The organism is Bacteroides difficilis (genome assembly GCF_048319815.1).
Classification (GTDB): Bacteria; Bacteroidota; Bacteroidia; order Bacteroidales; family Bacteroidaceae; genus Bacteroides; species Bacteroides zhangwenhongii.
Window position 1 is genome coordinate 3734500 of sequence record NZ_CP182814.1, and the last position, 13389, is coordinate 3747888.

General features: G+C 43.1%; 8 protein-coding genes. 7 read left to right on the forward strand and 1 reads right to left on the reverse strand.

Translation table 11 applies throughout. The annotated features are described in order from the left end of the window. Positions 1–2 precede the first annotated feature (2 nt). The 6 genes from ACNOGP_RS14385 (at position 3) to ACNOGP_RS14410 (ending at position 7749) form a co-directional block, all read left to right on the forward strand. A complete protein-coding gene (locus ACNOGP_RS14385; protein WP_418213116.1) occupies positions 3–1577 on the forward strand; it encodes an ATP-binding protein in 1575 nt (524 codons plus the stop codon). Between the two features lie 161 nt (positions 1578–1738). Further along, positions 1739–4060 carry a transglycosylase domain-containing protein gene (locus tag ACNOGP_RS14390; protein ID WP_007760708.1) on the forward strand — a complete coding sequence of 774 codons (2322 nt, stop codon included), beginning with the start codon at positions 1739–1741 and terminating at the stop codon, positions 4058–4060. Between the two features lie 4 nt (positions 4061–4064). Continuing rightward, positions 4065–4451, forward strand: a complete 387-nt coding sequence (locus ACNOGP_RS14395) for a 2-amino-4-hydroxy-6-hydroxymethyldihydropteridine diphosphokinase (RefSeq protein ID WP_186967687.1) — start codon at positions 4065–4067, stop codon at positions 4449–4451. Continuing rightward, the gene (kdsB, locus tag ACNOGP_RS14400) at positions 4452–5204 is read left to right on the forward strand and encodes a 3-deoxy-manno-octulosonate cytidylyltransferase (RefSeq protein ID WP_349070995.1); all 753 of its coding nucleotides are present in this window, start codon (positions 4452–4454) and stop codon (positions 5202–5204) included. It abuts the gene before it with no gap. Positions 5205–5209: 5 nt separating this feature from the next. Next, a complete protein-coding gene (locus tag ACNOGP_RS14405; protein ID WP_186967686.1) occupies positions 5210–6493 on the forward strand; it encodes a M16 family metallopeptidase in 1284 nt (427 codons plus the stop codon). Positions 6494–6579: 86 nt separating this feature from the next. Continuing rightward, on the forward strand, positions 6580–7749 hold the full coding sequence (locus ACNOGP_RS14410) for a phosphatidylinositol-4-phosphate 5-kinase (RefSeq protein ID WP_022276361.1): 1170 nt from the start codon (positions 6580–6582) through the stop codon (positions 7747–7749). A gap of 134 nt (positions 7750–7883) precedes the next feature. On the opposite strand, the gene ACNOGP_RS14415 is transcribed toward ACNOGP_RS14410, so the two are convergent. Further along, positions 7884–8822, reverse strand: coding sequence for a ribose-phosphate pyrophosphokinase (locus ACNOGP_RS14415; RefSeq protein WP_007755426.1), 939 nt, complete (start codon positions 8820–8822; stop codon positions 7884–7886). A 286-nt stretch (positions 8823–9108) separates the two neighbouring features. Here ACNOGP_RS14415 and ACNOGP_RS14420 point away from each other — a divergent pair, with 286 nt between their 5' ends. Next, positions 9109–13353 (forward strand): DUF5113 domain-containing protein, encoded by a 4245-nt coding sequence (locus tag ACNOGP_RS14420; protein WP_418213117.1) that lies wholly within the window; start codon positions 9109–9111, stop codon positions 13351–13353. The last annotated feature ends 36 nt before the right edge of the window (positions 13354–13389 follow it).

A 13389-nucleotide genomic window follows, 5' to 3' on the forward strand; every position in this document is an offset into this window, starting at 1 on the left:
GTATGGAAGCTTTGCAAAGATTATACCCCATAGGGATACAGACTTTTTCCAAGATTCGTGAGGGTAATTACCTCTATATAGATAAAACGGAGTATATCTATCAGATGACACATTCTGCATCTAGCTATGTGTTTCTGAGTCGTCCTCGCCGTTTTGGTAAGTCCTTGCTTACTTCTACTTTGCATAGTTATTTCTCTGGTTGTAAGGATCTGTTCCAAGGGTTGGCTATGGAAAGATTGGAGAAAGAGTGGATAGAGTATCCGGTTCTTCATTTTGATATGAGTATGGCGAAGCATGTGGATAAAGAGCGTTTGGAACGTTTGCTTGACTTTATGCTTTCAGACTATGAGCGGACCTTCGGCCTCGATACAACTGCCGGTGATGCTAATCTACGATTAACCCGTCTTATCAAGCGCGCTTATGAAAAGACGGGAAAAAAAGTTGTAGTTCTTATAGATGAATATGATGCTCCTTTGCTTGATGTGGTGCATGAAAAGGAAAATCTAGGTATATTACGTAATATCATGCGTAACTTCTATAGTCCTTTGAAGGCTTGTGATCCTTATCTGAAGTATGTGTTTCTGACGGGTATCACCAAGTTCTCTCAGTTGAGTATCTTTAGTGAATTGAATAATATCAAGAATATCAGCATGGATGAGCCATACGCTGCGATCTGCGGAATAACGGAGGATGAAATGCTAACGCAGATGAAAGAGGATATGGAGAGATTGGCCGCGAAATTGAATATTCCTTCTGAAGGGGTCTTGCTGAAGTTGAAGGAGAATTATGACGGTTACCATTTCACTTATCCGTCTCCCGACATCTATAATCCGTTCAGTCTGTTGAATGCTTTCGCGGACGGTAAATTTGGTTCCTATTGGTTCGGTTGCGGTACTCCTACATACTTGATAAAGATGTTGGACAAATTTGGTGTAAATCCTTCAGAGATCGGTCCCAAACAAGCGAAAGCTTCCATTTTTGATGCTCCTACCGAGACCATGACGAATATCACTCCTTTGCTATATCAGAGCGGTTATATCACCATAAAGGATTATAATAAGATTCTGGACCTTTATACGCTTGATATTCCTAACAAAGAAGTTCGTCTGGGTCTTATGGAAAGCCTTCTTCCTAACTATGTGGGCAATGAGACCCCGGAAGCCACCACTATGGTTGCCTATCTTTTTTATGATATTCAGAACGGTGATATGGATTCTGCGTTGCGTCGTTTGCAGACTTTTTTGTCTACCATTCCTTATTGCGACAATACTAAATATGAGGGGCATTACCAGCAACTCTTTTACGTCATATTCAGTCTGCTGAATTATTATGTAGATATTGAAGTCCGTACCCCTCGCGGTCGAGTGGATGTGGTGCTTCGTACGAAAACCACCCTCTATGTGATGGAGTTGAAACTTGACAAGACGGCGGATGAAGCTATGGAGCAGATCAACCTGAAGAATTATCCTGAACGCTTCGCTTTATGCGGATTACCGGTCGTGAAAGTGGCGATCAACTTTGATAGTGAACGCTGTACGATAGGAGAATGGAAATTACAGACTATTGATAAATGGTGAGTTACTATACGACTCATTCATAATTGGTAACTCTGAATAGATAGAGTTAGGGTGAATGACAGGCGGGAATAAAAATCCCGCCTGTTTTTGTTTGGTCGGCTACCGGATTTTATCTACCTTTGTAACTTAATTAAGTGCGTTTTTTATAAGCAAGAAAAAACATGATTCGAAAAATAATAAAAGCTCTTTGGATTTTATTGGCAATCGCAGTAGTGGCTGTCGTCATTATTTTTGTTTCTATTTCGAAAGGTTGGATCGGCTATATGCCTCCAGTAGAGGAACTGGAGAATCCAAGTTATAAATTTGCGACGGAGATCTTTTCTGAGGATGAGAAAGTGCTCGGTACTTGGTCCTATAGTAAGGAAAATCGTGTGTATACAGCCTACAAGGACCTGTCACCCAATATTATTAATGCGTTGATTGCGACAGAAGATGTTCGTTTTGCCGAACACTCGGGGATTGACGCTAAGGCGTTGTTCCGTGCATTTGTGAAACGTGGTTTGTTATTCCAGAAAAATGCGGGTGGGGGAAGTACTTTATCACAGCAGCTTGCCAAGCAGTTGTTTACGGAGAATGTGGCGAGAAATACTCTCCAGCGTCTTTTCCAGAAACCGATTGAGTGGGTGATTGCCGTAAAACTCGAGCGTTATTACACCAAAGAGGAAATTCTGAGTATGTACCTCAATAAGTTTGATTTCCTGAATAATGCTGTCGGTATTAAGACGGCTGCGCATACTTATTTTAACCGTGAACCGAAGGACTTGAAAATAGAGGAAGCGGCTACCTTGGTTGGTATGTGTAAAAATCCGTCACTCTATAATCCTGTTCGTTTCAATGAGCGTTCTCGCGGCCGTCGTAATGTGGTGCTTGAACAGATGCGTAAAGCGGGATATATTACTGAATCCGAATGTGATTCTCTGCAAGCGCTTCCTTTGAAATTGTCGTATAATCGTGTTGACCACAAGGAAGGTTTGGCTACTTATTTCCGTGAGTACCTGCGTGGTGTGATGACAGCAACCAAGCCGGTGAAGAGTAATTATCGTGGTTGGCAAATGCAGAAATTCTATGAAGACTCCCTTTCTTGGGAAACGAATCCTCTGTATGGCTGGTGCGCGAAGAATAAAAAGAAGGATGGTTCGAATTATAATGTCTACACGGACGGACTGAAGATTTATACGACTCTCAACTCGCGGATGCAACAATATGCGGAGGAGGCGGTAGAAGAACATTTGAGTTATTTGCAACCTTTGTTTTTCAAAGAAAAAGTAGGAAGTAAGAATGCGCCATACGCAAGAGTGCTGCCTGCGAAACGGGTGGAAGAGCTGTTGACGAAGGCCATGAAACAGACAGAGCGTTACCGGCTGATGAAAGAGGCGGGGAATTCTGAACAGGAGATTCGGAAAGCATTCGATACACCGCAGGAAATGACAGTCTTTTCGTGGACGGGAAGCAAGGACACGATTATGACTCCGATGGATTCAATCCGCTATTATAAGTCGTTCCTTCGTACTGGCTTTATGTCGATGGATCCTATGAACGGGCATGTGAAAGCTTATGTCGGAGGACCTAATTATACATATTTCCAATATGACATGGCGATGGTAGGACGCCGTCAGGTAGGGTCTACTATCAAACCGTACTTGTATACGCTGGCTATGGAGAATAATTTTTCTCCTTGTGACCAGGTACGCCACGTAGAGCAAACGTTGATTACAGAAACTGGGGAACCATGGTCGCCACGTAATTCCAATAAGAAGCGTTATGGGGAGATGGTTACTTTAAAATGGGGACTGGCTAATTCGGATAACTGGATTTCGGCTTATCTGATGGGCAAACTGAATCCGTATGAATTGGTGCGGCTGATCCATAGTTTCGGAGTGCGCAACAAGGCCATCGACCCGGTTGTTTCACTTTGTCTGGGACCTTGTGAGATTTCTGTCGGAGAGATGGTAAGTGCATATACTGCTTTTGCTAATAGGGGGATTCGGGTGGCTCCTTTGTTTGTGACCCGGATTGAGGACAGTGAAGGCAATGTGATTTCTACGTTTGCGCCACAAATGGATGAGGTGATCAGTACTTCAAGTGTATATAAAATGCTGGTCATGTTGCGTGCCGTTATAAATGAAGGAACGGGCGGACGTGTCCGACGTTATGGAATTACTGCGGATATGGGCGGAAAGACGGGGACGACAAATGAAAACTCGGATAGTTGGTTTATGGGCTTTACCCCTTCGTTGGTGTCCGGATGTTGGGTTGGAGGTGACGAACGTGATATCCACTTCGGATCGATGACATACGGACAGGGAGCTGCCGCCGCTTTGCCTATTTGGGCAAAATATATGAAGAAGGTATTTGATGACCCGACTTTGGGATACGATCAGCAGGAAACTTTTAAACTTCCGGAAGGATTCGATCCTTGTGCCGGTTCGGAGACTCCGGATGGCGAGGTGGAGGAAATGGGACTGGATGATCTTTTCAACTAAAAAGATGCACAAATACATTGTTTGCATAGGGAGCAACTACAATAGAACGGAGAATCTGGCTTTTGCCAGGCAGAAACTGACGGAACAGTTTTCTCCTATCTATCGGGCACCCGAGTTGGAGACGGAACCTTTGTTCTTCAAAAATCCGGCTTTGTTTTCCAATCAAGTGATTATGTTCTTTTCGGATAAGGATGAGGAACTCGTGAAGAGGATACTGAAAGACATAGAATTGGCTTCCGGTCGTCTGCCGGAGGATAAGAAGGAAGAGAAAGTCTGTCTGGATATTGATATACTTTTGTATGATGATAAAATAATAAAACCGGAAGATTGGGAGAGGGAATATGTGCAGCAGTCATTATCCGCTCTTTATTCTTCATTATCTATTAAATAAATGAAATTTCTGGGAATTATACCTGCCCGTTATGCCTCTACCCGTTTCCCTGCGAAACCGTTGGCTATCTTGGGCGGAAAAACAGTGATACAGCGTGTGTATGAACAAGTAGCCGGCATTTTGGATGATGCGTATGTGGCTACTGATGACGAACGGATTGAGGAGGCGGTGAAAGCTTTCGGCGGTAAGGTGGTGATGACTTCTGTTCATCATAAAAGCGGTACGGACCGTTGTTATGAGGCTTGCGTCAAGATTGGAGGGGACTTTGATGTGGTAGTCAATATACAGGGAGACGAGCCTTTTATACAACCTTTGCAGTTGAATGCCGTGAAGACTTGTTTTGAAGATCCTACTACACAGATTGCTACATTGGTAAAGCCTTTTACTGCTGATGAGCCGTTTGCCGTACTTGAGAATGTGAACTCTCCCAAAGTGGTAGTCAATGCAAATTGGAATGCCCTGTATTTCAGTCGTTCTATCATCCCTTATCAGCGTAATGCCGAGAAGAAGGATTGGCTGAAAGGACATACCTACTATAAACATATCGGTTTGTATGCTTACCGTACGGAAGTGCTGAGGGAGATAACCGCACTACCGCAATCATCACTTGAGATAGCGGAATCGTTGGAGCAACTGCGCTGGCTGGAAAACGGGTATAAAATAAAAGTGGGGATCAGTGAAGTGGAAACGATTGGAATTGATACTCCACAGGACTTGGCGCGTGCAGAAGAATTTTTGAAAAATAGATTATAACGTTTATGGATCGCACGATACAGCCTGAGATACAACCTCTGAAAAATTTCCATATACAGACTCCTGTCAGGACAACGTTGCCGAATGGTATTCCGTTGACTGTTATTAATGCCGGCGAACAGGAAGTGGTGCGTATGGATGTGCTTTTCTCCGGAGGTCGCTGGCAGCAGTCGCAGAAGTTGCAAGCTTTGTTTACGAACCGTATGTTGCGCGAAGGTACGACGAAATATACGGCTGCCACCATTGCGGAGAAATTGGATTATTATGGTTCGTGGCTAGAACTCTCCAGTTCTTCGGAGTATGCTTATATCACTGTTTATTCATTGAATAAGTATTTAGCGAAAACGTTGGAAGTGGTAGAGTCGATGATTAAGGAACCACTGTTTCCACAAAAGGAGCTTCAAACTATTCTGGATACCAATATACAGCAATATTTGGTCAATACCTCTAAGGTTGATTTTCTTGCACATCGTAGTTTGCTGAAGTCTCTTTACGGTGAACAACATCCGTGCGGGAAAATAGTGATGGAGGAGGATTATCATACCATAACTCCAGAAGTGCTTCGTGAGTTTTATGAGCAGCATTACCATTCCGGCAATTGCTCCATTTTCTTGTCCGGCAAGGTGACGGATGATATCATCAGCCGTGTAACGGATATTTTCGGGATTCCGTTCGGGCAATATCAATTACAGATGCCGAAGTTGAGTTTCCCGTTTGCAGCTATACCTGAAAAGAGGATTTTTACAGAGCGTGAAGACGCTATGCAGAGCGCAGTGAAAATGGGATGTACCACCATTACTCGCGAACATCCCGACTATCCGAAGCTGCGTGTGCTGATGACATTGTTCGGAGGTTATTTCGGTAGCCGTCTGATGTCCAACATTCGCGAAGATAAAGGGTATACTTATGGCATATCGGCAGGAGTAGTATTTTATCCAGATAGCGGCTTGCTGATTGTTTCGACGGAGACGGATAATGAATATGTGGAGCCGTTAATACAGGAAGTATATCACGAAATAGATCGGTTGCACCAGGAGCCGGTATCTGCGGAAGAATTGAGGATGGTGCGCAATTATATGTTGGGAGAAATGTGCCGCAGTTATGAATCGCCTTTCTCTCTCTCGGATGCGTGGATATTTATAGCTACTTCCGGTTTGAAGGATGATTACTTCGCACGTTCTTTGCAAGCCGTAAACGAGATTACTCCTGCGGAAATACAGGATTTAGCGCAGCGTTATTTATGCAAAGAGACATTAAAAGAGGTCATTGCAGGTAAAAAGTTGTCATAATTTGCTTTCCGGTAAGGGGCTTTTTGGGAGAGAAATCGTATCTTTGTCCAAATCGTAATTCTAAAAATGAGTAACAACTAAAATAAATGAAGAAATATCTATATACTACACTTTTATTGGCTCTCCTGGCACAAGAGGGGGTAATGGCACAAGAAAATGAAGGGAAAAAGGGCGGATTCTTCGGAAAGATAAAAGATACATTCTCTACAGAAATAAAGATTGGCAACTATACTTTTAAGGATGGCAGTGTCTATACAGGAGAAATGAAAGGACGCAAACCAAACGGGAAAGGAAAGACGGTCTTTAAAAATGGGGATGTCTACGAGGGTGAATATGTGAAGGGGAAACGTGAAGGGTATGGCATCTATATGTTTCCTGATGGAGAAAAGTACGAAGGACAATGGTATCAGGACCAACAGCACGGAAAAGGTATTTATTATTTTATGAATAACAACCGTTATGACGGTATGTGGTATCAGGACTACCAGCATGGCAAGGGGACGATGTATTATCACAACGGTGACTTGTATGTAGGTGGTTGGGTGAATGATAAGCGTGAGGGTGAAGGTACGTATACTTGGGCGAATGGCGCTAAATATACCGGTCATTGGAAGAATGACAAGAAAAACGGTAAGGGTACTATGAACTGGGATGACGGATGTAAATATGAAGGTGACTGGAAAGATGATGTCCGTCATGGAAAAGGGGTATTTGAATATACTAACGGAGATAAATATGAGGGTGACTGGGCAGATGATATCCAGCATGGGAAGGGTACTTATTTTTTCCATACGGGAGATCGTTACGAAGGCTCTTATCTCTTGGGTGAACGTACGGGTGAGGGAATTTACTATCATGCTAACGGTGATAAGTATGTAGGTAACTTCAAGGATGGTATGCAAGATGGGAAAGGAACTTTTACCTGGTCGAATGGTGCTGTGTACGAAGGTGACTGGAAAAATAACAGACGCGAGGGTAAGGGTATCTACAAATGGAGCAATGGTGATGTGTATGAGGGGGATTGGAAAGATAACCGTCCGAATGGTGAAGGTACTTTAAAGACTGTTGCGGGTATGCAATATAAAGGTGGTTTCGTTGATGGATTGGAAGAAGGACAAGGGGTTCAGATTGATAAAGACGGCAACCGTTTCGATGGTTTCTTCAAACAAGGAAAGAAGAATGGTCCTTTTGTGGAAACTGATAAAGACGGGAAGATAATCAGAAAGGGAACATACAAATTCGGAAGACTTCAATAAAGTTGAAAATTGAGAGTTGGAAGTTGAAAGTTGGCTGCGCAATGGAGGCAGCGTTATCAAATAAAAATAATCGCAGGTTTAGTTTTTACCTTACCTGCGATTATTTTTTTATTTAGTTGAAAATGAAGTTTCGACTAGATGATATACTGTGAGCTGATTGACTCGTTATTCATAACTCGTTTGATTGTCTCAGCAAACATATCGGCGATACTTAACTGTTTTACTTTCGCACACTTCTTGGCGTAAGGAATACTGTCGGTAAATACCATTTCTGTCAGACCGGATTCCTGTACACGGAATGAAGCAGGATCGGACATTACGCAGTGACTGGCGATAGCACGTACAGACTTTGCACCGGCTTCCAGCATAATGTTGGCAGCTTTGGTGATTGTTCCGGCTGTGTCTACGATATCGTCGATCAATACTACATTTTTATCTTTCACATCACCGATGATCTGCATGGAAGCAACTTCATTGGCTTTCTCACGCGACTTGTTGCAAAGTACCAACGGTACACCGAGATATTTGGAGAAAGTGCTGGCACGTTTTGAACCTCCTACGTCCGGTGTAGCAATCACCAGATCCTCCAATTTCAATGACTGGATGTAGGGGAGGAATACGGCTGACGCATACAGGTGGTCTACCGGAATATCGAAGAATCCCTGAATCTGGTCTGCGTGCAGGTCCATAGTAATCAGTCGGTCGATACCTGCAACGGAAAGTAGGTCGGCTACTAGTTTAGCTCCGATAGATACACGAGGTTTGTCTTTTCTATCCTGACGAGCCCATCCGAAATAGGGAATTACAGCTACAATGCTCTTTGCTGATGCACGTTTTGCCGCGTCAACCATCAGGAGAAGTTCCATTAAGTTGTCTGAGTTTGGGAATGTGGATTGAACCAAGAATACATGGGCGCCACGAATTGATTCCTCATATGAAACAGCAAATTCGCCATCGGCAAAATGGGTAATGTTCATATTTCCCAGAGGGCAATTCAGGCTTGCGCAGATTTTTTCTGCAAGATATCTCGAGTTTGTTCCCGAGAATACCATAAAGGGTGCTTTTTCGCTCATTTTGTAATAGATGTTTTACCTATTTGTTAATTTGCCTGCAAAGGTAGGAATTTCTCTTATTATTTAGAAGGACTTATTGTATAAAAAATCATTTTCTCTCCAACTTATCGGAAATATTTGTAGATTTGCGTAATTAATGGATAGTTGACGATGGATAATGAAAAGGATTTCTTTAAATAATAATGTCCGAAGAATAGGTAATGAGGCACAGCATAGCTCATTATCGATTATTTATTATCCGTTATTTATTCTGATAATTTTTTCTTTGTTCTTCTCGTGCACTGATATGGTGCCGACTAAAGAGGTGCGTTTGATTGATTCGCTTAATGGAACAGCGTATGCTTATCGTTACCGAAACCTGGATTCTTCTTATAAATATGCCGAACAGGCTTATAGTAAGGTGAACTTTTATAAGTCGGGGAAAGCGGAAGCTTTAAACAATCTGGGATTCTGGGCTTTTATGAATATGGATTTTGACCGTGCCGAAGCGTCTCATAAAGAGGTCTATAAACTGACTAAAAACGAACTTGAGCTTTTGATTGCCGATATCGGACTGATGAAAATCTGTCAGAGGACGGCAATGAATAAAGAATTTTATGATTACAGGAACAGTGCGTTGAGACGTATGAAACGTATTCGTGAGGAAAGTGATTTGTTTGCCGACAGGCATGAAAAGCTTCGGCTGGATTATGCTTTTACGGAGTTCTTTATTGTTTCCGCCATTTATTACTATTACCTTCAGCAACGACAGGAAGCGATTGCGTCGCTCAGTCATATTCCGGAAGAGGAAGCATTGGCGGATACTAATCAATTGCTTTACTATCATTATCTTAAGGGGGCCGCTTCTTTGGTTGAAGCAAAGACACCGGAAGAGAGAAAACTACGTGAGTTTGATCATTTATATTATACTTGGCGGACGGCTGTTCAGAGCAATCATCCTTATTTCGAAGGAAATGGTTTGCAAGGTCTTGCCAATTTGATGGCTTCTTCCGATAGTTTCGAGTTTTTCCAGGCAAGGAGAGGACATATGCTGGAGCAGTTTGCTTTGCCGGTAGATTCTCTTTTACCTTTGCGCATGGCACAACTCGCGCTTGAAAGGTTCCGCCAATATAATGACTTGTATCAGATTGCCGGAGCGTATGTTTCTATCGGAAAATATCTGAATGCGCACGGACGATATTCGGAAGCGTTGGATACACTTACGAAAGCGTTGGATTGTGTGAATCGCCATCATATACTTTATTATCATCATGAAGCGGATACACTGGATAAGCTGCATACGTTTGCAGAAGGCGATACTACCTATACGGGAGTGCCTTGGATTGCGCAGGAAAATGTGAAGACCGTTCCTGAATGGATTTCAAGGATTCGGGAACAATTGAGTGTATCGTATGCAGGGCTCGGAATGAAATATGCTTCTGATTATAATCGGAATATTTATCTGGATATTTTGAATTTTACCCGCCAGGACAAGGAACTGGAAAGTCGTTATGTGTCATTGGAAGCCGGTTCGCGCCAGATGACGCTTGTACTTTCTTTGGTGATTGCCGGATTGGTATTGGTGGTGATTTTCTGGTGGTTCTTTAATAAGCGTTCTAAAATAAGAAACCGGTTGGATGTGGAACGTTTGCAGCAGATTTTAGGACTCTGCCGGGATATTACTTCATCCATCCCAATGAATGTCCCTTTGATTCAGCAGGGGATAGATCAGTTGTTTGGAAAGGGACGTATGAAATTGGAAATATCGGAGGAAGGTAAGGCGACGTTGTGCTCTGGATATCGGCTGAGCCGCGATGAGAAGGCTTTGGTCCACGTATTGGAGCCTTATATTATTTGGGCGGCTGACAATGAGCAGATGGTGGAAGCATTGAGTGACGAGCGGATGCAATTGGAAAAACAGCGGTATATCTATGAGCAGCATATTGCCGGAAATAAACGCCAGAACTTGATAAAAAAAGCCTGTATGGCTATCGTAAATGGTATCAATCCGTATATTGACCGTATTCTGAATGAAGTACATAAGTTGACGGAACGGGGATATATCGATGATGAAAAGATCAAGAAAGAGAAGTACCAGTATATCGACGAATTGGTTACTACGATCAATGAATATAATGATATTCTGGCTCTCTGGATTAAAATGAAGCAAGGAACGCTCAGTTTGAATATTGAGACATTCAGCCTCAATGAGTTATTTGAACTGGTAGGGAAAGGACGGCGTGCCTTTGAGATGAAAAAACAGACATTGGAGATTGAACCGACCGCTGTCACGGTGAAGGCCGACCGGGCATTAACTTTGTTTATGATTAATACGCTGGCGGAGAATGCGCGTAAATATACTCCGGAAGGTGGGAACATTAAGGTATACGCGCGTATGACGGATACTTATGTGGAGATTTCCGTAGAAGATAACGGACGAGGTATTTCAACGGAGGATGTGGAGCGTATCATTGGTGAGAAGGTGTATGATTCGCGCGTAATCGGGATGAAGAATGCGGAGGATCCGGAGGAACTGAAAGAAAACAAGGGGAGTGGCTTCGGATTAATGAACTGTAAGGGAATCATTGAGAAATATAAGAAGACGAATGATTTGTTCCGTGTGTGTGCTTTCAATGTGGAAAGTGAATTGGGTAAGGGGAGTCGTTTCTATTTTCGTTTGCCTTTAGGGATACGTAAGATAGTCGGTGTATTGCTTTGCCTGTTGCTTCCGGTAGGGATGGTGTCGTGTGTGCATGATTCTATTTCCCCCATGTTGCAGGAAGGAGATTCGATAGTTGTGGTTACGGATTCGGTATATGAGGATTTGCTGGATGCCGCGTCGGACTATGCAAATGCGGCATATTTTGCTAATGTGGATGAAGAATATGAACTAGCTTTGCAGTATATTGATTCGGCTATGATGTTATTGAACGAGCATTATGAGAAATATGCACGGGCGGAACATCCGCATCGTTATATGAAATTGGTCGGTGAGGGGATACCTGCTGAGATTAGTTGGTGGAATGAGTTGTTTGACTCGGATTATCATGTGATTTTGGACATAAGAAACGAAGCGGCAGTCGCTTTTCTGGCCTTGAAACAACTGGATGCGTACAGTTATAATAATTCGGCATTTACGGATTTGTATAAGTTGCAAGGAGAAGATCAGACGTTGGAGGCATATTGCAAGCAGTTGGAACGTTCGAATACGAACAAGACGGTGGGGATCATTTTATGTTTTGTCTTGTTGGTGGTTTTGTTGGTCGGGTACTATTTTCTGTATATGCGCAAGCGGCTGCAGAACCGACTGAATCTTGAACAGGTGCTCGAGATAAATCAAAAAGTGTTTGCTGCCTCTTTGGTCAGACCACAGGAGCAAGAGGATGTAGAAGCACTCCAACGAGAGGAGAGTACGCTAAAGGAAATCCCGCAACGCATAGTGGATGAAGCATTCGGGTCTGTAGATGAATTGCTTACGATTGACCGGATGGGTATTGCAGCGTATAATGAAACGACGCATAGGCTGGAATACGCTTCATGTCTCGGTCAGGAGATGCCGGAGATGGTACAGCAATGTTTTGATTCCGGTGAGTATCTTGAACGACGGCATTATCTGGCTATTCCATTGAAGGTGGAAGCGGGAGGGGAACACCAGTGTGTCGGTGTGCTTTATCTGGAACGCAGGAAAGGGTCGGAGCAGGAAACAGATCGTCTGTTGTTTGAATTGGTGGCACGCTATGTGGCGATTGTGATATTTAATGCGGTAGTGAAATTGGCTACGAAATATCGGGATATTGAGTCGGCGCATGAAGAGGCACGACGTGCTCTTTGGGAAGACAGTATGTTGCATGTACAAAATATGGTATTGGATAATTGCCTGTCTACGATTAAACATGAAACAATTTATTATCCGAATAAGATCAAACAAATTGTTGGTAGGCTCAATATGCAGAATATTTCAGAGAAGGAAGAACGTGAGGCTGTGGAGACAATGACCGAATTGATTGAATATTATAAAGGAATCTTTACGATTCTAAGTTCGTGCGCTTCCCGTCAGTTGGAAGAGGTTACTTTCCGGCGGGTGGTGATTCCTGTACAGGAACTTTTGGATACTGCCGGAAAATACTTCAGAAAGTCAATGAAGAATCGGACGGAGAGGATAGAACTGGAGATAGGAACGGTGGACGCAAAAGTGATAGGAGATCTGAATCAGTTGCGCTTCCTATTGGAAAACCTGATTGACGAAGCGTTGGCGGTTCACGAAGATGGTCTGTTGCGTTTGCAGGCACGGCAGGATGATGAATATATTCGCTTTCTTTTTACGGATACAAGACGCGAGAAGAGTATGGAGGAACTGAACCTGTTGTTTTATCCGAATCTGGCACGTATGACTGCCGGTGAAAAAGGGGAGTTGCGTGGTACGGAATATTTGGTATGTAAACAGATTGTACGCGATCATGATGAGTTTGCAGGACGCAGGGGATGTCGTATTAATGCCGAACCTGCTGCAGATGGAGGATTTACGGTTTATTTTACTGTACCGCGTAGATAAAATAAGGAAAACACATAAAAGTTTTTAGATAAGGAA

What these genes read in the sequence shown, in the direction of transcription:
- ACNOGP_RS14410 (WP_022276361.1), top strand. Translation starts at nt 6,580, where the DNA reads ATGAAGAAATATCTATATACTACACTTTTATTGGCTCTCCTGGCACAA.
- ACNOGP_RS14415 (WP_007755426.1), bottom strand. Translation starts at nt 8,822, where the DNA reads ATGAGCGAAAAAGCACCCTTTATGGTATTCTCGGGAACAAACTCGAGA.
- ACNOGP_RS14405 (WP_186967686.1), top strand. Translation starts at nt 5,210, where the DNA reads ATGGATCGCACGATACAGCCTGAGATACAACCTCTGAAAAATTTCCAT.
- ACNOGP_RS14390 (WP_007760708.1), top strand. Translation starts at nt 1,739, where the DNA reads ATGATTCGAAAAATAATAAAAGCTCTTTGGATTTTATTGGCAATCGCA.
- ACNOGP_RS14395 (WP_186967687.1), top strand. Translation starts at nt 4,065, where the DNA reads ATGCACAAATACATTGTTTGCATAGGGAGCAACTACAATAGAACGGAG.
- ACNOGP_RS14385 (WP_418213116.1), top strand. Translation starts at nt 3, where the DNA reads ATGGAAGCTTTGCAAAGATTATACCCCATAGGGATACAGACTTTTTCC.
- ACNOGP_RS14420 (WP_418213117.1), top strand. Translation starts at nt 9,109, where the DNA reads ATGGTGCCGACTAAAGAGGTGCGTTTGATTGATTCGCTTAATGGAACA.
- kdsB (WP_349070995.1), top strand. Translation starts at nt 4,452, where the DNA reads ATGAAATTTCTGGGAATTATACCTGCCCGTTATGCCTCTACCCGTTTC.